The 23,576-nt window shown below is 64.8% G+C and carries 23 protein-coding genes; 18 read left to right on the top strand and 5 right to left on the bottom strand.

Annotation, left to right across the window (positions count from 1 at the left end; genetic code table 11):
• Positions 1–11 precede the first annotated feature (11 nt).
• The gene (locus ACK4SV_RS07845) at positions 12–764 is read right to left on the bottom strand and encodes a LytTR family DNA-binding domain-containing protein (RefSeq protein WP_409917264.1); all 753 of its coding nucleotides are present in this window, start codon (positions 762–764) and stop codon (positions 12–14) included.
• Between the two features lie 166 nt (positions 765–930).
• Here ACK4SV_RS07845 and ACK4SV_RS07840 point away from each other — a divergent pair, with 166 nt between their 5' ends.
• From ACK4SV_RS07840 to odhB, 8 genes are all read left to right on the top strand, one after another.
• Entirely contained in the window at positions 931–1,344 is a 414-nt protein-coding gene (locus ACK4SV_RS07840) for a DUF2141 domain-containing protein (protein ID WP_409917263.1), read from the top strand.
• A gap of 41 nt (positions 1,345–1,385) precedes the next feature.
• Complete coding sequence (locus ACK4SV_RS07835) at positions 1,386–1,949, top strand: DUF2306 domain-containing protein (RefSeq protein ID WP_409917262.1); 564 nt, start codon at positions 1,386–1,388, stop codon at positions 1,947–1,949.
• Between the two features lie 71 nt (positions 1,950–2,020).
• Positions 2,021–3,226, top strand: coding sequence for an alkaline phosphatase D family protein (locus ACK4SV_RS07830; RefSeq protein WP_409917261.1), 1,206 nt, complete (start codon positions 2,021–2,023; stop codon positions 3,224–3,226).
• 23 nt (positions 3,227–3,249) lie between these two features.
• Positions 3,250–4,500, top strand: coding sequence for an MFS transporter (locus ACK4SV_RS07825; protein WP_409917260.1), 1,251 nt, complete (start codon positions 3,250–3,252; stop codon positions 4,498–4,500).
• A 126-nt stretch (positions 4,501–4,626) separates the two neighbouring features.
• Positions 4,627–5,820, top strand: coding sequence for an ADP-forming succinate--CoA ligase subunit beta (sucC, locus tag ACK4SV_RS07820; protein WP_409917259.1), 1,194 nt, complete (start codon positions 4,627–4,629; stop codon positions 5,818–5,820).
• 5 nt (positions 5,821–5,825) lie between these two features.
• On the top strand, positions 5,826–6,728 hold the full coding sequence (sucD, locus tag ACK4SV_RS07815) for a succinate--CoA ligase subunit alpha (RefSeq protein WP_409917258.1): 903 nt from the start codon (positions 5,826–5,828) through the stop codon (positions 6,726–6,728).
• A gap of 149 nt (positions 6,729–6,877) precedes the next feature.
• Positions 6,878–9,886: a 2-oxoglutarate dehydrogenase E1 component gene (locus ACK4SV_RS07810; RefSeq protein WP_409917257.1), complete on the top strand. Its 3,009-nt coding sequence runs from the start codon at positions 6,878–6,880 to the stop codon at positions 9,884–9,886.
• A gap of 30 nt (positions 9,887–9,916) precedes the next feature.
• On the top strand, positions 9,917–11,443 hold the full coding sequence (gene odhB, locus ACK4SV_RS07805) for a 2-oxoglutarate dehydrogenase complex dihydrolipoyllysine-residue succinyltransferase (protein WP_409917256.1): 1,527 nt from the start codon (positions 9,917–9,919) through the stop codon (positions 11,441–11,443).
• Here odhB and ACK4SV_RS07800 read toward each other — a convergent pair.
• A complete protein-coding gene (locus ACK4SV_RS07800; RefSeq protein ID WP_409917255.1) occupies positions 11,440–12,138 on the bottom strand; it encodes a class I SAM-dependent methyltransferase in 699 nt (232 codons plus the stop codon). The two genes, odhB and ACK4SV_RS07800, sit on opposite strands and share 4 nt — an antisense overlap.
• 156 nt (positions 12,139–12,294) lie before the next feature.
• On the opposite strand from ACK4SV_RS07800, the gene yghU reads away from it, so the two are divergent.
• Positions 12,295–13,167 carry a glutathione-dependent disulfide-bond oxidoreductase gene (gene yghU, locus ACK4SV_RS07795; RefSeq protein WP_409917254.1) on the top strand — a complete coding sequence of 291 codons (873 nt, stop codon included), beginning with the start codon at positions 12,295–12,297 and terminating at the stop codon, positions 13,165–13,167.
• Between the two features lie 97 nt (positions 13,168–13,264).
• Positions 13,265–13,609: a chorismate mutase gene (locus tag ACK4SV_RS07790; RefSeq protein WP_409917253.1), complete on the top strand. Its 345-nt coding sequence runs from the start codon at positions 13,265–13,267 to the stop codon at positions 13,607–13,609.
• Here ACK4SV_RS07790 and ACK4SV_RS07785 read toward each other — a convergent pair.
• Positions 13,570–13,956 carry an Hpt domain-containing protein gene (locus ACK4SV_RS07785; protein ID WP_409917252.1) on the bottom strand — a complete coding sequence of 129 codons (387 nt, stop codon included), beginning with the start codon at positions 13,954–13,956 and terminating at the stop codon, positions 13,570–13,572. The two genes, ACK4SV_RS07790 and ACK4SV_RS07785, sit on opposite strands and share 40 nt — an antisense overlap.
• Positions 13,957–14,125: 169 nt before the next feature.
• Between ACK4SV_RS07785 and ACK4SV_RS07780 the strand changes: the two genes are divergently transcribed.
• Both ACK4SV_RS07780 and ACK4SV_RS07775 read left to right on the top strand, forming a co-directional pair.
• A complete protein-coding gene (locus ACK4SV_RS07780; RefSeq protein ID WP_409917251.1) occupies positions 14,126–14,269 on the top strand; it encodes a hypothetical protein in 144 nt (47 codons plus the stop codon).
• Between the two features lie 80 nt (positions 14,270–14,349).
• The gene (locus ACK4SV_RS07775) at positions 14,350–16,320 is read left to right on the top strand and encodes a hypothetical protein (RefSeq protein ID WP_409917250.1); all 1,971 of its coding nucleotides are present in this window, start codon (positions 14,350–14,352) and stop codon (positions 16,318–16,320) included.
• Positions 16,321–16,326: 6 nt separating this feature from the next.
• On the opposite strand, the gene gcvA is transcribed toward ACK4SV_RS07775, so the two are convergent.
• Positions 16,327–17,259, bottom strand: a complete 933-nt coding sequence (gene gcvA / locus ACK4SV_RS07770; protein ID WP_409917249.1) for a transcriptional regulator GcvA — start codon at positions 17,257–17,259, stop codon at positions 16,327–16,329.
• A gap of 108 nt (positions 17,260–17,367) precedes the next feature.
• Here gcvA and cysG point away from each other — a divergent pair, with 108 nt between their 5' ends.
• The 6 genes from cysG to ACK4SV_RS07740 are packed head-to-tail and all read left to right on the top strand — an operon-like array spanning position 17,368 to position 22,645.
• Positions 17,368–18,819: a siroheme synthase CysG gene (cysG, locus tag ACK4SV_RS07765; protein ID WP_409917248.1), complete on the top strand. Its 1,452-nt coding sequence runs from the start codon at positions 17,368–17,370 to the stop codon at positions 18,817–18,819.
• Positions 18,816–19,130 carry a DUF2849 domain-containing protein gene (locus ACK4SV_RS07760; RefSeq protein WP_409917247.1) on the top strand — a complete coding sequence of 105 codons (315 nt, stop codon included), beginning with the start codon at positions 18,816–18,818 and terminating at the stop codon, positions 19,128–19,130. Before cysG ends, ACK4SV_RS07760 begins: the two co-directional genes overlap by 4 nt.
• Positions 19,130–19,753 (top strand): glutathione S-transferase family protein, encoded by a 624-nt coding sequence (locus tag ACK4SV_RS07755; protein WP_409917246.1) that lies wholly within the window; start codon positions 19,130–19,132, stop codon positions 19,751–19,753. The genes ACK4SV_RS07760 and ACK4SV_RS07755 overlap by 1 nt, the downstream gene beginning before the upstream one ends.
• Positions 19,753–21,411: a nitrite/sulfite reductase gene (locus ACK4SV_RS07750; RefSeq protein ID WP_409917245.1), complete on the top strand. Its 1,659-nt coding sequence runs from the start codon at positions 19,753–19,755 to the stop codon at positions 21,409–21,411. Before ACK4SV_RS07755 ends, ACK4SV_RS07750 begins: the two co-directional genes overlap by 1 nt.
• The gene (locus ACK4SV_RS07745; protein WP_409917244.1) at positions 21,398–21,889 is read left to right on the top strand and encodes a DUF934 domain-containing protein; all 492 of its coding nucleotides are present in this window, start codon (positions 21,398–21,400) and stop codon (positions 21,887–21,889) included. Before ACK4SV_RS07750 ends, ACK4SV_RS07745 begins: the two co-directional genes overlap by 14 nt.
• A gap of 12 nt (positions 21,890–21,901) precedes the next feature.
• Positions 21,902–22,645: a phosphoadenylyl-sulfate reductase gene (locus tag ACK4SV_RS07740; protein ID WP_409917243.1), complete on the top strand. Its 744-nt coding sequence runs from the start codon at positions 21,902–21,904 to the stop codon at positions 22,643–22,645.
• Positions 22,646–22,748: 103 nt separating this feature from the next.
• Here ACK4SV_RS07740 and ACK4SV_RS07735 read toward each other — a convergent pair whose 3' ends face one another.
• Entirely contained in the window at positions 22,749–23,573 is an 825-nt protein-coding gene (locus ACK4SV_RS07735; RefSeq protein WP_409917242.1) for a TrmH family RNA methyltransferase, read from the bottom strand.
• Positions 23,574–23,576: the final 3 nt, after the last annotated feature.

Here is a 23,576-nt window from a genome sequence, read left to right as displayed (position 1 = left end):
GGAACGCCGCTCTAGGCGAGCCCGGCGGCTTTCACCTCTGGCGCAAAGCTGCGCGAGACCGGCGCCGCCTTGCCGGAGGCGAGCACGAGCGTCAGCTTGCCATTGTCGCGTCGCACCTCACGGATCCCGGATTTCGCGACCCACCAGGAACGGTGCACCTGAAGACCATCCGCACCGGCGAGCTCGCGCATCGCATCGGACAGCCGCATAAGGATAAGCTCCTCGCCAAGGCTGGTATGCGCGCGCAGGTAGTGGTCCTCCGCCGAGATCGCATAGAGCTCGGCCCTCCGGTATTTCATCGGCAGGCGTGACAGGAAGGTTTCGGCCGGGCTGGCGCCCTGTACGGGCTCCGGCGGCGGGGCGAGCACGGAGCGTTCCAGCATGTATCCGACCCCGGTCATGGCCGCAGCAATCACCCAGACCAGGCCGAATAGCCGGGGCAGGTAGGCCAGCGGCATGACCCGCCCGTGCAGTAGCCACTCGACCAGGATGATCACTGCCATGGTAGCAAGCGCGGTGGAAACCGAGACAATCGCAAGGGTCACAAGCAATGGCAGGTTCAGGCGCGCGCGGCGCATCAGGAACATCGTCGCTTCCCCTGTCAGGCTTCCAACCGTGATCAGCCCGGTCCAGAACAGGAAGGTCGCCCAGACCGGCAGGTCGCCGGTCGCATTGTAGGGCCGGATCACCGTCAGGAAGGCGCCGATCCCACAGAAGATCGCCAGTTCCCGGCCGCGAAGTTTCCAGTCAATGGCGATCCGCAAACGAAAATCCCCTCGCAATTCGCGCTTCGTGAGCCGTTCTGGCCGCATTTCACGAAGGATTCCAGACCGGATACGCAACTCCGGTGGCGGCAATCCGGGGCGGCGGCAGATTGGGGGCATCAGAGCCTGCCAACCCAGCAGGACAAGCCCCGAAGGACCTCTCCAGATGAACCGCCTGATCGCCGCTGCAAGCCTCGCCGCCCTCTTCGCTGCCCCGGCTTTTGCCGGGACAGCTGAAATCGAGATCACCCATGTCCAGGCCTCTGCCGGCCCGGTCTATGTCTCCCTCTTCGATGAAGCCGGTTGGCGCAGCAGCCTGCCGCTTAAGGCCACGAGCCTCGCCGCCGGCGAGGAAACCCTCCGCGCCCGCTTCGAGGATCTCGCGCCTGGCGTGTATGGCGTGCGGATCTATCAGGACGTGAACGGCAATGGCGAACTCGACCGGGGCGCCATGGGCCTCCCGAAGGAGCCCTATGGCTTTTCGAATGATGCCCAGGTCCGCTTCGGGCCTCCGGGCTGGCGCGATGTTTCGTTCGAAGTGAGCGGCGAAGGCGCGCAGCAGGTCATCCGCCTGCGCTGAACCCTCGCTGACACCCACCCTTCCTCCCGGAGTTTGCCACCATGACGACTGCATCCGTATCTGCCGCCCTTCCAGCCCCGCGCCCGGAGAGCTTTGTCCGCCGCCTGCTCAAGCAACACCCCAACAAGATTGCGCTCGCTATCGCGCTGATGGCCTACGCCATCGTCAGCCATATGATGCTGGCGGGGGAGGGGCCTGTGCGGCTCCGTTTTGATCCTGCGCCGCTGCTCCAGTCGCCGCTTGTGCTGCAGCTGCATGTCGGCGCGGCGCTCACGAGCTTTGCCATCGGTTGCTACCTGTTCGCAGGTGTGAAGGGACGTACGGCCCACCGCACGCTGGGCTATCTCTGGGTGGCTGCAATGGCGGTGACGGCGATCAGCTCCTTCTTCCTCAAGACGATCAATCCCGGCGGATTCAGCCTCATCCATGCGCTCTCGGCCTGGACGATGGTGATGCTGCCCATGGGCGTCGCGGCTGCCCGGCGCCGGGACATCGCGAGCCACCGCAAGCATATGACCGGCATGTTCGTCGGCGGCATGGCGATTGCCGGCCTGTTCACCTTCCTGCCGGGCCGGCTGATGTGGCACCTTTTCTTCGCGGTCTGACGCCTTTCGGGTTATCCCTGTCACCGAAACCCCGTTACAAAGCCTCCTCAGGGACCTGAGGAGGCTTTTTGATGAAACGCGCGGCGGCATTTGCGATCCTGATTTTCGCGGGGGCGTGCCAGTCGCCCGTTGTCACTCCGGCACCGGAACCGGCGGCAATCCTGTCCGAAGGGCTCATCGCCCCGGTCAGCGCCGAAGCCGCACTGGAACTCTATTACCGCACGCTGCCCGAAGACTTTTACCCGCGCGCGCCCGCCGGTGTTCCGCTCCCGGCTGACAGTGCGGTGCTCACCCGCATCCTCGTCGCTTCCTGCTTCGATGAGGAAAAGGAAGACAGCGTGACCATGCGCACCCTGGCCGCTGAGGACGCTGACCTCTTCCTGATGATCGGCGACAATGTCTATGGCGACCGGCGCGGCAACCAGTATGTCAACAACGAGCCGGAACTGGATGAACTCCGCCGCAGCTTCCGCCTGCTGGCCGAGCGCGAGGATTTCCAGCTGGTCCGCGCGAAGCACCCGATGATGGTCGCCTGGGACGATCATGATTACGGCGCCAACGATGCGGGCCGCGAATTCCCGTTCCGCCGCCTTGCCGAGCGGATCCATGAGCGTTTCTGGGGCCTTGAGAATGAGGATGTCGGCGCCTGGCCCGGCACCTATTACGCGCGCAGCTTCGGGCCGGAGGGGCAGCGCGTGCAGGTCATCATGCTCGATACACGTTTCTTCCGCTCGGCGCTGACCCCGACAGACCGGTGGAATGCGCGGGGCCGTGAGCGCTACATTCCGTCTGAGGACCCCGAACAGGACATGCTCGGCAACGACCAGTGGACCTGGCTGGAGAACCAGCTGCAGGAACCGGCGGACCTGCGCCTGGTCGTCTCATCGATTCAGGTGCTGCCGACAGATGGCCATGGCTGGGAAGCCTGGTCCCGCCTGCCGCTGGAGCAGCAGCGCCTCTATGAGCTGATCCGGAGCACGGACGCCAATGGCGTGGTCTTCATTTCCGGCGACCGCCACACCGCCTTCCTCTACCGCGACGACGCAGCCATCCAGTATCCGGTCTATGAAATGACGGCCTCTTCGATGAATGTCTCTTTCGCGCGCACCAGCACCGAGCAGGACCGTGCGCAGATCGGGGCGGGATACCCGCCGGAGAATTTCGGCGCCATCGAGATCGACTGGCAGGCCGGCGAAGTGCGCCTTGCGGTGATGTCGAATACCGGCGAGACGGTCAACGAGGTCACAGCGCCCTTCCGCCAGCCTGCGGCGCCGTGAGGACCTGAGCGCGGCACTCCTGAATGGCTGATACAAGAACTGTCCTTGCCCTGATCCTGTCCGTCATGATCCTGCAGCTGGCAGGTGGCATGACCGGAATGCTCACCCCGCTGGGGCTTGAGCAGCTTGGCATTGGCCCGTCGCTGATCGGCCTGGTGGCGGCGCTGCATGCGGCCGGCTTCATGCTGGGCGCATGGACGGCTCCGCGCGCGCTGGCGATGATTGGCAATATCCGCCTGTTTGCCGTTGCCGCCGGCGTGAACGCGGCAGGCATCCTGTCGCTCTCGCTGATCCACGAGCCGCCCTTCTGGGCCATCATCCGCGTGCTCCACGGGATCGGCTTTGCCTACATGTTCACCAGCATCGAAAGCTGGATGGGCGAGGCGGTGCCCGCGCGCTCACGGGGCAATGTGATGGGCGTCTACCACACCGGCGCGAAACTCTCGCTGATGGTCGGGCCGTTCTTCCTGGCCGGGCTCTCGCCGCTCGACAGCCGGTCCTATGTCTGGGCAGGGATGTTCCTCGCCCTCGCGCTGGTGCCGATCTGCATGACACGGCTTGCCGAACCGCCGCCGCCGGACCGGAAAGCCATGCCGCTGGAGCGGCTGTTCAAGATTGCGCCTGCCGCGGTGGTCGGCGTGATTGCCGCCGGTGTGATCAATACCGGCACGCTAGCGCTGCTGCCGCTTTATTTCGACAAGTTCGCGCTGGCGGGCGGGGGCACAGCGGCAGCGGCCATTGCGGCGGCCTCGGCCTGGCTGGGCGGGCTGATCGTGCAATGGCCGGCAGGGCGGCTGTCGGACTTCATCGACCGGCGGCTTGTGATCGCGGGTCTCGCGGTGATGTCTGGCGCCGCCGCGCTGCTGATCGCCATTTTCGGCCGGGCGCTCGGCGAGACAGGTGTGATTGCCCTTCTGGCGGTCTGGGGGGCGGGGGCGCTCTGCTTCTACGGCATCTGCGTCTCGCACGCGATCGACCGGACTCCGCAGGGGCAGGTGCCCCAGGTGATGTCGGGGCTCTTGTTTGTCTGGGCCGCAGGCTCGATTGCCGGGCCGCTCCTGTCAGGCCTCGCGATGCGCCTTGGCGGGCGGCTGGGCCTGTTCGGCCTGGCAGGCTGCCTTCTGATCCTCCTGGCGGTATACATGGTTGTCCGCGCGCGCCTCAGGGAGGCACCCGAAAGCCAGCCGGGGGCGGAACATGGCCGCGTCTTGCCGAGCCCGCTTGCAAGCCCTGAAATCATGCCCCGTGACCCGGCGGAAAGCCGCGAAGGCTGAGTTGCATTCCTGATACTCAGCTTGTTGCGGGCCGCTTCCGTCTGTGTATAAGCGGCCCGGTCAAAGCGGATCGGATCAGGCCCGGATCAACCGGCGCCCTGGTTCCGGACAGGGAAACGATCACCGATGAACATTCATGAATACCAGGCCAAGGCGCTGCTCAAATCCTTCGGGGCGCCTGTGGCAGAAGGCGTGCCTGTGCTCTCGCTCGCCGATGTGCAGAAAGCTGTCGATACGCTGCCGGGCCCGCTCTGGGTCGTCAAAAGCCAGATCCATGCGGGCGGCCGCGGCAAGGGCAAGTTCATCGAGCCGGAAGCCGGCGAGAAGGGCGGCGTTCGCCTCGCCTTCAACAAGGACGATGTGAAGAAGTACGCTGAGGCGATGCTCGGCAAGCATCTCGTCACCGCTCAGACCTCGGCCAGCGGCAAGCAGGTCAACCGCCTCTACATCGAAGACGGCGCCGACATCGAGAAAGAGCTTTACCTCTCCCTCCTCGTCGACCGCGCAACCTCGCAGGTCTCCTTCGTGGTCTCCACCGAAGGCGGCATGGACATCGAGGAAGTGGCGCATGAGACGCCGGAAAAGATCCTGACCCTCGGCATCGACCCGGTCGCCGGCGTCACGCCTGCCGACTCCGCCAAGATCAATGACGCCTTGAAGCTGACCGGTTCGGCAGCCGAAGACGGCCTCAAACTGTTCCCGATCCTCTACAAGGCCTTTGTCGAGAAAGACATGGCGATGCTGGAGATCAACCCGCTAATCGTCATGAAGGACGGCCATCTCCGCGTGCTCGACGCCAAAGTGTCGTTCGACGGCAATGCCCTGTTCCGCCATCCCGACATCCAGGCCCTGAAGGACGAGACCGAACAGGACGCCAAGGAACTCGAAGCGGCTGAATGGGACCTCGCCTATATCGCGCTCGACGGCACGATCGGCTGCATGGTCAACGGCGCAGGTCTCGCGATGGCGACCATGGACATCATCAAGCTCTATGGCGAAGAGCCTGCGAACTTCTGCGATGTCGGCGGCGGCGCCGGCAAGGAGAAGGTGGCAGCCGCCTTCAAGATCATCATGAAGGACCCGAACGTGAAGGGCATCCTCGTGAACATCTTCGGCGGCATCATGAAATGCGATGTCATCGCCGAAGGCGTGATCGCTGCTGTGAAAGAGACGAACCTGTCGGTTCCGCTGGTGGTGCGCCTTGAAGGCACCAACGTCGATCTCGGCAAGAAGATCATCCGCGAGAGCGGCCTGAATGTCATCCCGGCTGACGATCTCGACGATGCAGCCCAGAAAATTGTCAAAGCGGTGCGGGGTTAAGTTTCATGTCCATTCTGATCGACAAGAACACGAAAGTCCTGACGCAGGGCATGACCGGCAATACGGGCTCGTTCCATACGAGCCAGGCGCTGGATTATTACGGCACCCAGATGGTCGGCGGCATCCACCCCAAGAAAGGCGGTGAGATGTGGACGGCGGCCAATGGCAAGGAACTCCCGATCTTCGCCTCCGTGGCCGAAGGCAAGGAAAAGACCGGCGCAACCGCTTCGGTCGTCTATGTCCCGCCGGCCGGCGCGGCTGCGGCCATCGAGGAAGCCATCGACGCGGAAATCCCGCTGATCGTCTGCATCACCGAAGGCGTGCCGGTCATGGACATGGTGCGCGTCAAGGCAAAGCTCGCAAAATCCAAATCGCGCCTCATCGGGCCGAACTGCCCGGGCCTTATCACGGCAAACGAGTGCAAGATCGGCATCATGCCGGGCTCCATCTTCAAGAAGGGCTCGGTCGGCATCGTCTCGCGCTCGGGCACGCTGACCTATGAAGCCGTGTTCCAGACGACGAACGCCGGCCTCGGCCAGACCACCGCTGTCGGTATCGGCGGCGACCCGGTGAAGGGCACCGAGTTCATCGACATCCTGGAAATGTTCCTGGCCGATGACGAGACCCAGTCGATCATCATGATCGGCGAGATCGGCGGTTCGGCCGAAGAGGAAGCCGCCCAGTTCCTGATCGACGAGGCCAAGAAGGGCCGCAAGAAGCCGATGGCCGGCTTCATCGCGGGCCGCACGGCGCCTCCCGGCCGCACGATGGGCCATGCCGGCGCCATCGTGTCCGGCGGCAAGGGCGATGCAGAGTCAAAGATTGCGGCGATGGAAGCGGCGGGTATCCGCGTCAGCCCTAGCCCGGCGCGTCTCGGCACAACACTTGTCGAGGTGCTAAAGGGTTAGAAAGACCCTATAGTCCAGATTCGCGGCGCCCGTTCCCGCCGTAACCGGGGGCGGGCGTTGCAGCATAACCTGCTTGACGTTAGGGCAGGGGTATCGTCCGCCCCTATATTCAGTCGCCGGGGGCGGCATTTTGGAAGGATGACACTCAGATGGCAGACGATGGCAGCCCGGTGAACGGTTCTCGCAGCAAGGGGAACGCGTCCATGCTGGAAACTGCGTTCCTCTATGGCGGCTCCGCCCAGTGGCTGGAGCAGATGCAGGCGGCCTACGCCAAGGACCCGTCCTCTGTGCCGGAAAGCTGGCGCGCCTTCTTCGCCGAACTGGGCGATGAAGCAGCAAGCGCTGCGAAGAATGCCGAAGGCGCCAGCTGGAAGCGTCCGGGTTGGCCGAAGCCTGTGGCCGATGAGCAGATCGCTGCCTTCGATGGCAACTGGGCCCTTCTGGAGCCGAAGCTCGAGAAGAAGATCAAGGCCGGCGCCCCGGGCCTGCCGCCGGAAGACGTTCACCGCCAGGTGACCGATTCGATCCGCGCGCTGATGATGATCCGCGCCTTCCGGATTCGCGGCCATCTTGCGGCGCAGCTTGACCCGCTGAACCTCAACGGGTTCGGCGAACAGCCTGAGCTCGACCCCGCGACCTATGGCTTCGGCCCCGCAGACCGCGACCGCCCGATCTTCATCGACAACGTGCTCGGCCTGGAACGCGCGACCATCAACGAAATGCTCGACATCCTGCGCCGGACCTATTGTTCGACGCTCGGCATCGAGTTCATGCACATCTCCGATCCGGCCGAGAAAGCCTGGCTGCAGGAACGGATCGAGGGCCCGGACAAGGGCGTCGCCTTCACCCGCGAAGGCAAGTTCGCGATCCTCCGCAAGCTGATCGAAGCGGAAACCTTCGAACGCTTCCTGCACAAGCGCTATCCCGGCACGAAACGCTTTGGCCTTGATGGCGGCGAAGCGGCCGTGCCGGCGCTGGAGCAGATCATCAAGCGCGGCGGCGCGCTCGGCGTGAACGAGATTGTCGTCGGCATGCCCCACCGCGGCCGCCTAAACATGCTCGCCGCCGTGATGGGCAAGCCGTACGAGAAGATCTTCCACGAATTCCAGGGCGGCTCCACGCAGGGCGCCGGCGAATTCGGCTCGGGCGACGTGAAATACCACCTCGGCGCTTCGTCCGACCGGGAGTTCGACGGCAATGTCGTGCACCTGACGATGAACGCCAACCCGTCCCACCTCGAGGCGGTGAACCCGGTCGTCCTTGGCCGGACGCGCGCCAAGCAGTTCATGGAATCGCGCGAGACCGGCAAGTTGGACCGGTCTAAGAAACTGCCGCTGCTGCTGCACGGCGATGCGGCGTTTGCCGGACAGGGCGTCGTGGCGGAGTGCTTCGCTCTGTCGGGCCTGCAAGGCTACCGCACCGGCGGCACCATCCATTTCATCATCAACAACCAGATCGGCTTCACCACGAGCCCGATGTATTCGCGTTCTTCGCCCTATCCGTCGGATGTGGCGCTGATGGTCCAGGCGCCGATTTTCCACATCAATGGCGATGATCCCGAAGCGGTCGTTTATGCTGCGAAGGTGGCCACCGAATACCGGCAGAAGTTTGCGAAAGATGTCGTCATCGACATGTTCTGCTACCGTCGCTTCGGCCACAATGAGGGCGACGATCCGACGATGACGCAGCCGGTCATGTATAGGGTCATCAAGGACCAGCCCTCCACGCGCGAACTCTATGCCAAGCGCCTCGTCGCCGAAGGCCTGCTGACGGCTGAGGAAGTCGATGCCCAGGTCAAGGCGTTCGAGGAATTCCTCGACAAGGCCTTTGATGCCGGCAAGGACCTGATGACCAACAAGGCCGACTGGCTGGAAGGCCAGTGGTCCGGGTTCAGCCTGCCGATCGATGAGGACCGCCGCGGCAAGACTGGCGTGTCCAAGGCCCGGCTGAAAGAGCTTGGCGATGCCATCACCCGCATCCCGGACGGCGTGAACATCCACAAGACGGTGGAACGTGTCATAGCCCGCCGCCGGGAAAGCTATGAAACCGGCAAGGATATCGACTGGGGCGGGGCAGAGCATCTGGCCTTCGCAACCCTGCTCGATGAGGGCGCTCCTGTACGCCTCTCCGGCCAGGATTGCGGGCGCGGCACCTTCGTGCAGCGTCACAGCCACATCGTCGACCAGACGACCGGTGAGCGCTACACCCCGCTGAACCATATCCGCGAAGGGCAGGCGCCCTATGAAGTGATCGACTCGCTTCTGTCGGAAGAAGCGGTGCTCGGCTATGAGTATGGCTACTCGCTGGCCGATCCGAACACGCTGACCTGCTGGGAAGCCCAGTTCGGCGACTTCTCGAACGGCGCGCAAGTCTATTTCGACCAGTTCATTTCCTCGGCAGAGCGCAAATGGCTGCGGATGTCGGGCCTCGTTGTCCTGCTGCCTCATGGCTATGAAGGTCAGGGTCCGGAGCATTCTTCGGCCCGCCTCGAGCGCTTCCTGCAGATGTGCGCGGAAGACAACATGCAGGTCTGCAACCTGACGACGCCGGCGAACTATTTCCATGCGCTCCGCAGGCAGATCCAGCGCGAGTTCAGGAAACCCCTGATCATCATGACGCCGAAATCGCTCCTGCGTCACAAGCTGGCCACCTCGACCCTCGACGACATGAACACCAAGTCGACCTTCCACCGGATCCTGTGGGACGACGCGGAAACGCCCGGCCGTGAAGGCAAGGTGAAGCTCGTCAAGGATAACAAGATCCGCCGTGTCGTCGTCTGTTCAGGCAAGGTCTATTACGACCTGTTCGAAGCGCGCGAGGCCAGCGGGCAGGATGATGTCTACCTGCTGCGCGTCGAGCAGTTCTATCCCGTGCCGCGCAAGTCGCTGATCACGGAGCTGAAGCGCTTCCCGCAGGCAGAGGTCGTCTGGTGCCAGGAAGAGCCGCGCAATATGGGCGGCTGGACCTTCATCCGCGACGAGCTCGAATGGTGCGCCAGCCAGGCAGGTCTCAAACAGACCCGCCCGAAATATGCGGGCCGCCCGCCTTCGGCAGCGACCGCAACAGGCCTCTTCTCCAAACACCAGGACGAGCAGAAAGCTCTGATCGCCACCGCCTTCTCCCCGGAGCCGGTGGACGAGCGAACCGTCTCTCCCTGATCCTCACATGACTGCATCCGGATACCGCCCATGACAGATATCGTTGTGCCGACCCTCGGCGAAAGCGTGACTGAAGCAACTGTTGGCAAATGGCTGAAATCGGCCGGTGACGCCGTGAAGAAGGACGAAGTCCTCGTCGAGCTGGAGACGGACAAGGTGTCCGTTGAGGTTTCGGCGGCAGAGGACGGCGTCCTGTCGGAAATCGTTGCAAACGCCGGCGATACAGTCGGCATCGGCGCGCTGCTCGGCCGGGTCTCTGGCGGCGGCGCTGCCCCCGCAAAGGCCGAGCCGCCAGCAAAGGAAAAATCCGCCGACGAAAAACCGGCCGCCTCGAATGGCTCTGGTAACGGCGCGTCTGGCGCGGTCACCGACGTCAAGGTGCCCGCCATGGGTGAGAGCGTTGCGGAAGGCACCATTGCCAGCTTTGCCAAGAAGGTCGGCGACAGCGTCAAGAAGGACGAAACGATCGCCGAGATCGAGACCGACAAGGTTGCGCTCGAAGTGCCCGCATCCGCCGATGGCGTGATCGTCGAGTGGCTGGTGAAGGAAGGCGACAGCGTCACCCCCGGCTCCGTCATTGCACGGATCGGTGCATCCGGCGGCGCCGCGCCCGCCAAGGCGGCCGCAGCGCCGGCCCCGGCCAAGGCTGAAGCCGCCCCGAATCCGGCTGCAACCGGGGACCGCCCGGTTGCGCCGTCCGTACGCAGAATTTCGTCTGAAGCCGGGGTCAACCCGTCCGACATTCCTGGCACCGGCCGTGATGGCCGCGCCACCAAGGCCGATGCCCTTGCCTATGTAAACCAACCGAAAGCTCCCGCCATGGCTGACACAGAGTCCCGCCCGCCGCGCGAAACCGGCCCCCGTGAAGAACGTGTACGGATGACGCGCCTGCGTCAGACCATCGCCCGCCGCCTGAAGGAAGCTCAGGATACGGCTGCGATGCTGACGACGTTCAACGATGTCGACATGTCGGCGGTGATGGACCTGCGCAAGAAGCACCAGGATGCCTTCGTGGCCCGCCACGGCATCAAGCTCGGCTTCATGAGCTTCTTTGTGAAGGCCTGCGTCAATGCGCTGAAAGAGGTCCCGGCGGTCAATGCCGAGATTGATGGCCAGGACATCATCTACAAGAACTACTACGACATCGGCGTTGCCGTTGGCACCGACAAGGGTCTCGTTGTGCCGGTCGTGCGCGGGGCAGACGAGATGTCCCTCGCCGATATCGAGAAAGCCATCGCCGGCCTCGGCAAGAAAGCCCGCGACGGCGCCCTCACTATTGGCGACCTGCAGGGCGGCACTTTCACCATCTCGAATGGCGGCATCTATGGCTCGCTGATGTCGACGCCGATCCTCAACCCGCCGCAATCGGGCGTGCTCGGAATGCACCGTATCGAGGACAAGCCGATCGTGCGCGGCGGCCAGATCGTCATCCGCCCGATGATGTATCTTGCCCTCAGCTACGACCACCGCATCGTCGATGGCAAGGAAGCCGTGACCTTCCTCGTTCGCGTGAAGGAAGCGCTGGAAGATCCTGAGCGGATGCTGCTGGAAGTCTAGCGCTTCGTAGCAATCCAGCCGCGCATCAGCGCAGCCTGGAAAACCGGGGCAGGCGGGGTGAACCCTGCCGCCTCGACCAGGCCTTCAAATTCAGCTGGTCCGTGGGCGGAGAAGTCCCGCCCATAGGCTTGCCGGTAGTGTTCGATGTTGTCATCGGGCACGCCGCCATGCCGCAGGAGGTCCAGCCATAGCTCCATGATCGGGACGAAGGATTCGGCGGTCTCATCCGCACAAAGATCGACGGTGTAGAGTTTTCCGCCCGGCTTCAGGCGCGCCGCGATATCCTCGAAATAGGCTTGCCGCGCCGCCGCGTCCGTCAGGAAGTGCGAGACAAGGATGCTGGTCGCTGCGTCGTGCGCCTCCACCGGTGTTGCCGAAACATAGTCCGCATGGAACATGCAGCGATGAAGGAAGCCTTCTGCTGCCGCGTGCCGCCGCGCCACGGCCAGCATCGGCGCGGACGGATCGATCAGCGTGAACCGCCAGCCGGGAAACTGCGGCGCCAGGAAGCGCACCTCAGCGCCGGTGCCCGCGCCCGCCACAAGGATGCGCGCATCCGCTGACAGATTGAGGAAACTGCCCAGCATCAGCAGATGCAGCGTGGCCTTGATGTCTTTCATGCGCCCGAACTGCTCGTCATAGGCTTCGGCGCGCGCTTCATCGAAAATGACGGACACGGGATTGGGCGATACCATTAGATGCTCCAAAAATGTAATAGTATTACACTTTGGTTTAGCGTTTCTGCCAAGACCTTTCTTTGCGACGCGCTGCATTCCGTTCGGGAGCCCCTTGCAATTGGGGCCCGCTGCCCGACCTATTGAGCGAGCTGATTGCGTCCCGGAGACAGTACGATGACCGAACCCTACACCCCGCCCAAAGTCTGGACCTGGAAGCAGGGCTCCGGCGGGCGTTTCGCCAATATCAACCGGCCCATCGCCGGCCCGACGCATGAGAAGGAGCTGCCCGTCGGCAAGCACCCGCTCCAGCTCTATTCCCTCGGAACCCCCAACGGCGTGAAGGTCACCGTGATGCTCGAGGAGCTCCTCGCCCTTGGCTATACCGGCGCGGAATATGATGCCTGGCTGATCAATATCGGCGCAGGCGACCAGTTCTCGTCCGGCTTTGTCAGCGTGAACCCCAACTCCAAGATCCCGGCTCTCCTGGACCGGTCGGTGGACCCGGCTGTACGTGTCTTCGAGTCCGGATCGATCCTCGTCTATCTCGCCGAAAAGTTCGGGGCATTCCTGCCGAAGTCTGCACCGGAACGGGCGGAAGTCATGAACTGGCTATTCTGGCAGATGGGCTCGGCGCCCTATCTCGGCGGCGGTTTCGGCCATTTCTATGCCTATGCGCCGGAGAAGATCGAATACGCCATCGACCGGTTCGCGATGGAGGTGAAGCGCCAGCTGGACGTGCTCGACCGCCGCCTCGCTGAAAGCGAGTACATCGCGGGCGACACCTACACCGTCGCAGATATGGCGATCTGGCCCTGGTATGGCGCACTGGTCACCGGTGTTGTCTATGATGCCGGCGAGTTCCTCGAGGTTGACAGCTACACCCATGTCCAGCGCTGGACGAAGCAGATTTCCGAGCGTCCAGCCGTCAAGCGCGGCCGGATGGTCAACCGCACCTTCGGCAAGCCGGAGACCCAGCTGCTGGAACGTCACGACGCCTCGGATTTCGACACGAAAACACAGGACAAGATCGAGGCCGGCAAGGCATAAGCGGCTATAGAGGCTCTGCGGCGTCGCGCCCTGTCCCTGCGGCAGGGCTCTCGCCCTATATTGCGTCTCAGACACAGACCCGAAAGGCGGCCGGCCCATGACCAGCTACACTTCTGATCCCCGCCGCCACACGGCCGAAACGGCCGAAACCATGGGCGATGTGCGCTATGAGATCGACCGGATCGACCGCCTGCTTGTCGAGATCCTCGCCGAGCGGCAGTCCTTTATGGACGCTGCCGCGCGCATCAAGGGCGCCCGCGCGGCCGTGCACGACCGGGCACGGATTGAAGATGTCGTCGCCAAGGTGAAGGCCGAATGCCTGAAGCATGGCCTGTCTCCGGCGATTGCAGAGCCTGTGTGGCGCACGCTGATCGACCGGTGCATCGCCTATGAATTCGAAAGCTATGACGCGCTGCGCTTGCCCGAAGCGGCCAGGTCATGAGCTGCCCGGGCGGCCGCCTCCAGCGTCTCGCCCAGCGCATCCTTGATTTCGCCGAGCAGCACCGCGGCGTGTGTCCGCCCCGGCGGGGTGTCTGACCGGCCGGCCTTTTCCGCCCGTTCGCAGGCAGCCGCCAGTTTCAGCGCTCCGATGCCAAGGCTCGCACCTTTCAGCGTGTGGGCTGCATCAGCCCATTGGGATGGCTCGCTCATCGGGTCCAGAAGCCGCGACCAGAGGTCGGCCTGCTCCCGGAAAATACCAATGACTTCAAGCGACAGATCGGCGTCTCCCCCGGTCATGGCCGAAAGATGTCCGAGGTCGAGGAGGGGCAGGGGAGTGTCTTGGGACATGGGGCCGATCCGGAACAAGGCAGCAGGGTGAGACTGGGTTCTCAAGGTTAGCGAGGGCTTAACCCCGCCTCTCCGGCAATAAACTGTCATACTCGCGCGGTTGCTGGCTATGGGCGTTTCTGATAAGCGCGCAAGGCTGGCAATTTTTTCCGCTGGGCTGGACGACGTCATGACCGATTTCATCATTCTCCTCCGCAACATCGTGCTGGCCGCGCTCCTCGCCTGGCTGGGGATGGAGTTTGCTCCGAAGCAGCCGGATCCGAAGCCGGATGACAATCGTGAATCTTCTTTAACGGTCCTCGCTCGCGCCTGAGGCGAGTTAGGGGCCTTAACCCCTTGTAAGGCGTGTAATCTTCGCTCGCAGGCGCTCGTAATACGCGCTATAAGCGTCTAATGACGGAAACCTCCCCTGCGCGCCGGTCCGGCCGGGATGACCTCGTCCGGCACGAGGCCTCACAGAATTATGAGGCGGCTAAGTCCGGAGGTAACTGGATGGTCGCCCTTGCCTGGGTCTCCGCGCTTCTCTGGTTTGTCGCGCTCGGCGCTGCTTTTGTCGGCCTTGATGGCTTTTCCCTGATCGAGACCCAGCCACCGGCTCTGATCGGTGCTGTCGCGATTGCGGCCCTGATACCGGCCCTCTTGCTCATTTGTGCCGGCTACATGGCGCGCACCAGCCGCCGCGCGAGCGCCGCCAATGCCCTTGTGCTTGAGGCCGCTGCCCGCCTAATGGCGCCCGCCCGCGAGGCCGGCACCGAAGGCATTACCTTTGCTGAGCAGATGAAGCAGTCCGCGACCGAGGTCGACCGGGCGATGGCCCATGCGCTGACAGCGATGAAGGCGATGGCGGGTGAACTCGGGGACGAGCGCCTGCGCCTTGAATCGGTCTCATACACCGCAGCCGACAATGCGCGCGATCTCGCCGCCCGCCTGACGGAGGAGCGCCACGCGCTCGAAAGCCTTGCCCGGGACCTGCGCGCGCAGGTCACCGCGATGAGCGATGCGATCCCGCGCCAGGCGCAGCTGATGGTCAGCGCCGCGCGCAAGGCCAGCGAGGAAGTCGGCCAGGCGGATGCCGCTCTCGAGGCCCGGATTGCCAGTATGCAGCGGGCAGGAGATGACCTTGCGCACCGCCTCGCCGGGCTCGACCAACTCGCCCGCGAGGCAGCCGGGCGCACGGAAGATCTGACCTTCTCGATCGGCCGGGTTGAGGACAAACTGGAACAATCCCGCCGCACGGTCGATGCCGCTCTGCGGGCGAGCGAAGTCGCTGCGGCCGCTGCTGCCACGACGGGCGACGCGCTGCGCGAAGCGGTCGCCGGCGCGATTGATGGCGCGCGCAATGCCAATGCAGAGATCAGCGCTTCCACCCGCGCTGCCGCCGAAGAAGCTGCCCGCGCGCTGGCAAAGCTGCGCGATACGGGCGAGCAGGCGGCCTATGCCCTGCGGGCTGCCGGCCTCGCTGCGCGCCTCGAGAGCGAGGCGCTCGACCGGCTCGCCGGACCGTTCATGCCGGCAGGGTCTGCTGCCGCTGCAGCCCCGCTGACGCCCCCACCGCAACGCACGCCGATCTCTGCGCCGGAACCCCAGCCCTACCAGATGGGCGCCAGCCAGCCCCGCGCCGCGCCGCCTCAACCCGCAGCGATCCCGCCAACGCCGCCGCCCCAACCTCGCCCGGCTGCCAACCGTTCGGGAATGGATGACGACCTGTTCGAAGCGAGTGCCGATGCGTTCATCGCCCGCGCCGGCTTTGACGACGACGACCGTCCTGCCGGGCGGAGCGAGCCGCCGATGGTGCTTGGCCGGCCAGCGCCCCGCGAGCCTGAGAACACTCGCCCCGCGCGCCAGGCTTACCCGCCTGCCTCCGCCAGCTATGAGCCTGAGCCGCTGCGCCGGCGGGAAACGGACCACTCAAACGGCCGCAGCAATGGGTATCACGGTGGCGGCAATGGGGCGTCCGGTCCTGCGCCCTGGCGCGAAATCATCTCGGATATCAGCCGCGAACCGGGCGCAGGCCTGCCTCCGGCCGACCGGGAAACCGTGGCGGCGGCAGTCGTCGAGCGCCTGCAGGGCTCCGGCATCCCGCTCGGAGATGTGTATAAGCCGCGCGCCAAGCGGAAGATCGCGGACGGTCACCGCAAGGGCGACCGGGAGCGCCGTGCAGCCGCTGCCGATCAGGCCGGCCGCCAGTTGGAGCGCGTGGTGCACCGCCTGAAAGGTGATGCACGGCTGATGGAAATGGCGCGTCAGTTCCTGGAGTTCGAGCGTGAGGATGCCCTCGCCGCCCTACAGCAGACCCAGAGCACCAGCCGCAATGCCAGCCCGCGCCTTGCGACCTTCCTGCTGCTCGATACCGCGCTTGCCTGAGCGGCCTCAGACGCCGACGACTTCGCCGCGCACGGCCTCGTCCTTGATCCATTTAATGAACGCCCGCACGTCCGGCGAAAGGTGACGGCCCTTCGGCCAGACCAGCCAATAACCGAAATCGATGGGCGTGGAGCCGCTCGCAAAGGGCGCGACGAGTCTTCCTGCTTCCAGGTCAGATGCCGCAATCGCCTGTTTGGCCAGCGCAACGCCGCGCCCTGCGGCGGCGGCTTCGATCACGAGGATGCCCTGATTGAACCGCGGCCCGCGCCGCCCGTCGACACCGCTCACCCCATGCGCCTTCAGCCAGCTGGCCCAGTCGGGGCAGGATGGGTCGTTCTCTGAGCTTTCATCGTGCAGCAGGGTGTGGTGGCGCAGATCCTCCGGCCGGCGCAACGCATCCGGCCCTTCCAGCAGGCGCGGAGAGCACACCGGCAGGACAACCTCGTCCAGCAGCTTCTCCGATTTCAGGCCCTCATACTGGCCCCGCCCATACCGGATGGCGAGGTCGGCGTCCGCCGTATTGAAATCCGTCAGCGACATGTCGGCCGAGATCCACGCCTCGATGCCTTCATGCGCCCGGTGGAAACTCTCAAGCCTCGGCGCGAGCCATTTTGCGGCAAAGGACGGCGCAGACGAGATCATCACGCGTCCTTTCCGGGCCGGTGCCTGCATCACGCGGCCAGCCTCTGAAATCCGCTCGAACGCCTCGCGCACCAGCGGCAGGCTGGCCTGCGCGGCATCGGTCAACAGCACGGAACGGCCCGTTCGCTTGAACAGGGGCGTTCCGGCAAAGTCCTCAAGCTGGCGGATCTGCTGGGAAATCGCGCCCGGCGTCACATTCAGCTCCTCGGCCGCCTGGGTGAAGGACAGGCGCCGGGCCGCAGCCTCAAAGGCGCGCAGGGCATTCAGCGGGGGCAGGCGGTCGGATGGATCGGACATCAATAGTTTCTCTAAAAGCTCGCTGTAGGGGTTGCCCGTTGCTGCCGGGCCGTCAAGCGGGTTTTGTGCAGGCGTCCCTGTAGCGCCGCTAAACGAGAAAGTCCCGCCATGCGCCAGTTTCCCGCCTTCTTCAATCTCGAAGGCGCCCGCATCGCCGTGATCGGCGGCGGCGAGGAAGCCGCGCGCAAGTTGCGTCTGCTCGCCTCGTCTGAGGCAGAGCTTGTGCTGATCGGCGGTTTTGACGACCCCGCGCTCGGCGCCGAATTCATCGGGCGCGTGACCGTATTGCCGCGCGCGGCCTTGGAGCGGGGCCTCACCGGCGCGCGCCTTGCCATCATTGCCGAGGCGGACGGCGCCCTGCGCGCTGCGGCCCTTGCTGCCGTACGCGCCGCGCGCATTCCGGTGAATGTCGTCGACCAGCCGGAAGATTGTGACTTCACCATCCCCTCGATCCTCGACCGGGGCGAGATCGTGGCCGCCATCGGCTCGAGTGGCTCTGCGCCCGTCCTCGCCAAGACGCTCCGTGCCAAGCTGGAAGCTCTCGTACCCCAGCGCGCAGGTGATCTCGCCGCGCTCGCCGGATCGCTGCGCGGCTTCGTGTCGGCGGCGATCCCGGACAAGACCGCCCGCCGCCGCTATTGGGAGCGCGCGCTGTCCGGCCCCGCCGCCGAAGCCGCCTATGCGGGCGATCTGGACCGCGCCGAAAGCCTCCTGCGCGCTGCTGCCCGCGATACCAGTGCGCCGCGCGGTGTCGTGCATATCGTCGGCGCTGGGCCGGGCGACCCGGAACTTCTCACCCTCAAGGCGCTGCGCCTCATCCAGGAAGCCGACATCGTCTACTATGACCGGCTCGTCGGCCCGGAGATCCTGACGCTGATCCGGCGCGACGCGGCCCGCGTGCCGGTCGGCAAGTCGAAGGGCGACCATTCGGTGCCCCAGCCGGAAATTCATCAGCGCCTGATCGCCTCTGCACAGGAAGGCCTGCGCGTCGTTCGCCTGAAGGGCGGTGATCCCTTCGTTTTCGGACGGGGCGGGGAAGAGCTTGAAGCCGTGCGCGGCGCGGGAATTGAGGTTCATGTCGTGCCCGGCATTTCCTCCGCCCTCGGATGTGCCGCAGCCGCCGGCGTGCCGCTCACCCACCGCGACCATGCGCAGACGCTGACTTTCGTGACCGGTCATGCCCGCGCAGGCGGCGTGCCGGATCTTGACTGGGCCGCCCTCGCGCGCCCGGCGCAGACGGTCGTCGTCTTCATGGGCGTCGACACCGCGCCCACCATTGCGGAGCGCCTGATGGCGGCTGGCCGCGCCGCCAGCACGCCTGTTGCCGTCATTGAGAATGGAACGCGGGCGGATGAACTGCGCGTGTTCGGCACGCTGGGCGAGCTGCCTTTCCTGATCGAGGAGGAAGGCATTCGCGGCCCTGCGCTCTTGATCATCGGCGAGGTTGCCGGCCTGCCCGCAGAACAGGGCCGCATCGCCTCCATCCTTTCCGAAGCTGCCGCATCCCCGCTGTTTGCAGCGCCCCGCCTTCCTGCCTTGCCTGAGGAGTCCTACGCATGACCTCTGTCCGCCCGAAGCTGAAGCCTGAAACCCCCAAAGCCGTCACCGGTTGGGATACCGCCACCGGCCGCTCCATCTGGCTCGCCGCTGATGGATCGTGGACGGAGGATGTCCGCCGGCTCGGCGTCTTCACCGGCGAGGAGGCCGAAGCGCGCCTTGCCGCCTCGCTGAAGCAGGAAGCCCGCGTCACCGACCCCTATTTCATGGAAGTCACCGCGAGCGGCGAGATCACCGGCCGCGAGGCGCTGCGCGAGGCAATGCGCGCTGAAGCTGCCCGCAGCTTCGCGGCCCCGGAACTCGAGACCGCCTGATGAGCCGCGCGCCGAAATCCGGATTCATGCTCTACGGCGATCCTGGCTCAGGCAATTGCCTGAAGCCGAAATGGACCGCAGACCTCCTCGGCATCGCTCATGAATGGATAAACGTCGATGTCGTGAAGGGCGAAACGCGCCAGCCGGAATTCCTCGCGATCAATCCGGCAGGGCAGGTGCCCGTCGCGCGATGGCCGGATGGCCGGGTGCTACCGCAATCGAATGCCATCATGCTCTACCTCGCCGAAGGCTCGCGCATTATCCCCGAAAGCAGTTTCGAGCGCGCCGAAGCGCTCAGCTGGCTGTTCTGGGAACAGTACTCCCACGAAACCGCCATCGCCGTGCGCCGTTACCAGAAGCATTATCTCAAGAAGCCGGACACGGACATTGATCCCGCGCTCTCCGTGAAGGGAAACTTGGCTCTCTCGGTCATGGAAGGCCGCCTGAAAGGGCGCGACTGGTTTGTCGGCAACGGACTGTCTGTCGCGGACATCGCCCTTGTCGCCTATACCCGCGTGGCCCATGAAGGCGGCTTCGATCTCGCTGCCTACCCCTCCGTAGACAGTTGGGTGCTCCGCACCGAAGACGCGCTCGGCATCCAGCACGCCAGGAATCCTGCCTGATGTATCGTTATGATCAGTTTGACGCCCGGCTTGTGGCCGAGCGGGTCGCGCAATTCCGCGGCCAGGTCGACCGCCGCCTCTCCGGCGCGTTGACGGAAGACGAGTTCAAGCCGCTCCGGCTGCAGAACGGCGTCTATCTGCAGCTCCACGCCTATATGCTGCGCGTCGCCATTCCCTATGGCCAGCTGGATCCGCGCCAGCTGCGCCGCCTTGCCCACATTGCGCGCAGGTATGATCGCGGCTTCGGCCATTTCACGACGCGCCAGAACATCCAGTATAACTGGGTGGCGCTGAAAGATATTCCGGATGTCCTGCAGGAACTTGCCGAGGTCGAGATGCACGCCATCCAGACCTCCGGGAATTGCATCCGCAATGTGACCACGGATCATTTCGCCGGCGCCGCGCGGGATGAACTTCTCGACCCGCGCCCCTGGTGCGAGATCATCCGGCAATGGTCGACCTTCCACCCGGAATTCGCCTTCCTGCCGCGCAAGTTCAAGATCGCGGTCACGGCAGCCGAGCATGACCGCGCGGCGATCCGCGTGCATGATGTCGGCCTTCACATCCGCCAGCGCGGCGGCGTCACGGGCTTCGAAGTCTGGGTCGGCGGCGGGCAGGGGCGCACGCCGCACCTCGCAACTCTCGTCAACGGATTTGTTCCGGAGACGGAGATTCTGGATTATCTCGAAGCGATCATGCGCGTTTACAATCGCTATGGCCGCCGGGACAACAAGTATAAGGCGCGCATCAAGATCCTCGTGTCCGAGCTTGGCGAGGCCGAATACATCCGCCAGGTCGAGGAAGAGTACGCCGCCCAGCGCCCGTCCGAGAAGATAGCCCTTCCGCAGGCGGAGATTGACCGCATCCATGCCTACTTTGCGCCGCCCGCGCTGGTACAGAAGCCGCCCGTGTCAAAGCATTTTGAAGCCGCGAAGATAGCCGATCCGGCCTTCGCGCGCTGGGCGCGGGTGAATTTGCATCCTCACAGGGCGCCGGGCCACACTTCGGTTACGGTCAGCCTGAAGCCGCAGGGTGTAGCCGCCGGGGATGCAACGGCAGACCAGATGGACCTTGTCGCAGGCCTCGCCGAAAAGTTCGGGTACGGAGATATCCGCGTCAGCCATGCGCAGAACCTCGTCCTGCCGCATGTGGCGCTCGATGACGTCCCGGAAATCTACACAGCGCTGGACGCTGCCGGGCTCGCCACCGCGAATGAAAGCCGGATCACGGACATGATCGTCTGCCCGGGCCTCGATTACTGCAACCTCGCCAATGCCCGCTCCATCCCCGTGTCGATGGAGGTGCAGAAGCTGTTCGCCGATCCGGCCTATGAGGAGGATATCGGCAAGCTGCACATCAACATTTCCGGCTGCATCAATGCCTGCGGCCACCATCATGTCGGCCATATCGGCATCCTCGGCGTCGACCGGAAGGGGGAGGAGTTCTACCAGATCCTCCTCGGCGGGCGCGCCGATGAGAAAGCCGCCCTCGGCCAGATCGTCGGCCCGGGCCTGAAGGCAGAAGACGTTCCGGGCGCGATCCGCCGCGTCGTTGAATACTACCGCGCCCACCGCGCCTCGAAGGACGAGCCCTTCATCGACACGCTCGCCCGCCTCGGCCACCAGCCCTTCCAGGAGGCGCTCTATGCCGCTGATTAAAAAAACCGGCGCCGAGATCGCCAATGAGTGGACCTTCGTGCCCGACGGGGCAGTTATCCCGGCCGCCGGCAGCTACACCGTGTCGCTCGGCCGCTTTCTCGCCATAGCAACGGGGCAGGAGCGCGGGCGCACAGCGGAAGGCGTCCGCCTCGGGCCGGCTGACGAGCCGGCGCAGCTGCTGCCTTACCTCTATGGCCTCTCCCTGATCGAGATTGACTTCCCCCGCTATACCGACGGGCGCGGCTACAGTCAGGCCCAGCTCCTGCGCCGCCGGTATGGCTATACCGGGGAGCTGCGCGCGGTCGGCCATGTGCTCAGAGATCAGATATTCTACATGAACCGTTCAGGCTTCGATGCTTACGAAACCCGCCGCGCGGCCGTATCTGAAGTGGTGGAAGCCTTGAGCGAATTCAGCGTGGTCTACCAGCCCGCCGCCGATACAGCCCAGGCAGCCTTCCGCAAGCGCAGCACCTCGTGAAAGCCCGGCTCCATGGCCTTTGAATGCCCGATCATCACGCCAGAGACCGATCCGGTGGCCCGCCTCGCCCGCCTGAATGGTGAGCTGCGCCAGGCTTCGGCGCAGACGATCCTGCGCGCGGCAATCATCCGCGAATGGCCAGGCGAGATGACCTATGTGTCGAGCTTCGGGGCCGAGAGCGCGGTGATGCTGGCCCTGATTGCGGATGTGGACCCTTCGCTGCCGGTCGTGTTCATCGACACCGGTATGCATTTCCCGCAGACGCTGGATTACCGTGATGAGCTGGTCGAGCGCCTTGGCCTCACCGGTGTGCGTACGATCAAGCCAAACGAAACCGAGCGCAAGGTGCTCGACCCCAAGGGCGCGCTCTGGAAAGCGGATACCGACGCCTGCTGCGCGCTGCGCAAGGTGCGCCCACTCGAGCCGGCGCTCGATGGTTTCTCCGCCTGGATCACGGGCCGCAAGCGGTTCCATGGAGGCGCCCGCATGAGCCTGCCGGTGTTCGAATTCGCCGATGGCCGGTTCAAGATCAACCCGCTCGCCAACTGGACGCCGGACGATGTGGAGCTGTTCATGGAACAGCGCGAGTTGCCCCGCCATCCGCTGGTGGCGCAGGGCTACCCCTCCATCGGCTGCTGGCCGTGTACCCAGCCTGCGGACGATCCGTCCAATCCCCGCGCCGGCCGCTGGGCCGGCCAGGAGAAGACCGAGTGCGGCCTTCATGTCGAGCGCAACGAACGCCCGCGGGTGTTTTGAAGATTGCTCGCGGCTGTTGCTGAGCCCTTCGGGCTCAGCGCCGCTGCGCCTGCGCTTTGCTTGTGGGGTGCTCCGCATGTGAGCTCAGCTTGAGCTATGTGCCTTACCCCCGCGCTGCAAACACATGCGCCAGCGCAATTGCGGCGGCCGTTGCCACGTTGACGCTGTCAAAACCCTCCGCCATCGGAATACGCACGGGCCTGGCCCGCGCAATCATCTCCGCCGGCAAGCCGGGCCCTTCCGCGCCCAGCAGCAGCGCCACACGGGCCGGAACTGCCAGCGCGGGCAGGGGCTCCGCATCGGCGCGCGGCGTCAGTGCCCACACATCATATCCTGCCGCTTCCGCTGCTGCGATCATCTCTCCGCCCGTGCCGCCCTGCGCATAGGGCAGCCACAGGCTCGCGCCGGATGAAACCCGGATGGCCTTGCGGTAAAGCGGGTCGCAGCAGGCCGCATCCAGCAGCACTCCGCTCGCCCCGAACGCCGCCGCATTTCGGAAACAGGCGCCGACATTGTCATGATTGGACAATTCCGACAGCAGGAGCAGCGTGGACGTCGTCTCCCCCTCGCTAGGAAGGGGTTTCTCCAAAAACTCCGCAGGCAGAGGAATATCCCCCTTGCGCCCGCAGGCCAGAACGCCCCGGTGCACCGGAAACCCGGCCACCGCATCCATCACGCCCTGCGGCGCCACATAGACCGGCACATCCTGCGGTATGCGCGCCAGCAGCTCCGCCAGCGGATCAATCCGCGTCTCGCACAGGAAAAGGCTCTCCACGGGAAACCGGCTGCGCGTCAGCAGCGTGCCCAGCGTCACCTTGCCTTCCACGATGAAGCGCCCGCCATGCCCGCCCACAAGATCGCGCTCGCGGACCGAGACATAGGCCTCGAGGCGCGGGTCGGATGGGTCGGAAATCTCAATCAGCGGCATGGC

It is taken from the genome of Hyphomonas sp. (assembly GCF_046313735.1).
In the GTDB taxonomy this organism is placed as follows: domain Bacteria; phylum Pseudomonadota; class Alphaproteobacteria; order Caulobacterales; family Hyphomonadaceae; genus Hyphomonas.
This window is presented reverse-complemented; position numbering and strand designations above follow the sequence as displayed.

Bases quoted from the DNA above. Each gene is read 5' to 3' on its own strand.
- ACK4SV_RS07750 (WP_409917245.1), top strand. From the start codon at position 19,753: ATGTATCGTTATGATCAGTTTGACGCCCGGCTTGTGGCCGAGCGGGTC.
- ACK4SV_RS07735 (WP_409917242.1), bottom strand. From the start codon at position 23,573: ATGCCGCTGATTGAGATTTCCGACCCATCCGACCCGCGCCTCGAGGCC.
- ACK4SV_RS07755 (WP_409917246.1), top strand. From the start codon at position 19,130: ATGAGCCGCGCGCCGAAATCCGGATTCATGCTCTACGGCGATCCTGGC.
- ACK4SV_RS07740 (WP_409917243.1), top strand. From the start codon at position 21,902: ATGGCCTTTGAATGCCCGATCATCACGCCAGAGACCGATCCGGTGGCC.
- ACK4SV_RS07830 (WP_409917261.1), top strand. From the start codon at position 2,021: ATGAAACGCGCGGCGGCATTTGCGATCCTGATTTTCGCGGGGGCGTGC.
- yghU (WP_409917254.1), top strand. From the start codon at position 12,295: ATGACCGAACCCTACACCCCGCCCAAAGTCTGGACCTGGAAGCAGGGC.
- odhB (WP_409917256.1), top strand. From the start codon at position 9,917: ATGACAGATATCGTTGTGCCGACCCTCGGCGAAAGCGTGACTGAAGCA.
- ACK4SV_RS07840 (WP_409917263.1), top strand. From the start codon at position 931: ATGAACCGCCTGATCGCCGCTGCAAGCCTCGCCGCCCTCTTCGCTGCC.
- ACK4SV_RS07800 (WP_409917255.1), bottom strand. From the start codon at position 12,138: ATGGTATCGCCCAATCCCGTGTCCGTCATTTTCGATGAAGCGCGCGCC.
- ACK4SV_RS07790 (WP_409917253.1), top strand. From the start codon at position 13,265: ATGACCAGCTACACTTCTGATCCCCGCCGCCACACGGCCGAAACGGCC.
- ACK4SV_RS07745 (WP_409917244.1), top strand. From the start codon at position 21,398: ATGCCGCTGATTAAAAAAACCGGCGCCGAGATCGCCAATGAGTGGACC.
- ACK4SV_RS07835 (WP_409917262.1), top strand. From the start codon at position 1,386: ATGACGACTGCATCCGTATCTGCCGCCCTTCCAGCCCCGCGCCCGGAG.
- sucC (WP_409917259.1), top strand. From the start codon at position 4,627: ATGAACATTCATGAATACCAGGCCAAGGCGCTGCTCAAATCCTTCGGG.
- cysG (WP_409917248.1), top strand. From the start codon at position 17,368: ATGCGCCAGTTTCCCGCCTTCTTCAATCTCGAAGGCGCCCGCATCGCC.
- ACK4SV_RS07775 (WP_409917250.1), top strand. From the start codon at position 14,350: ATGACGGAAACCTCCCCTGCGCGCCGGTCCGGCCGGGATGACCTCGTC.
- ACK4SV_RS07785 (WP_409917252.1), bottom strand. From the start codon at position 13,956: ATGTCCCAAGACACTCCCCTGCCCCTCCTCGACCTCGGACATCTTTCG.
- ACK4SV_RS07760 (WP_409917247.1), top strand. From the start codon at position 18,816: ATGACCTCTGTCCGCCCGAAGCTGAAGCCTGAAACCCCCAAAGCCGTC.
- ACK4SV_RS07780 (WP_409917251.1), top strand. From the start codon at position 14,126: ATGACCGATTTCATCATTCTCCTCCGCAACATCGTGCTGGCCGCGCTC.
- ACK4SV_RS07825 (WP_409917260.1), top strand. From the start codon at position 3,250: ATGGCTGATACAAGAACTGTCCTTGCCCTGATCCTGTCCGTCATGATC.
- sucD (WP_409917258.1), top strand. From the start codon at position 5,826: ATGTCCATTCTGATCGACAAGAACACGAAAGTCCTGACGCAGGGCATG.
- gcvA (WP_409917249.1), bottom strand. From the start codon at position 17,259: ATGTCCGATCCATCCGACCGCCTGCCCCCGCTGAATGCCCTGCGCGCC.
- ACK4SV_RS07810 (WP_409917257.1), top strand. From the start codon at position 6,878: ATGGCAGACGATGGCAGCCCGGTGAACGGTTCTCGCAGCAAGGGGAAC.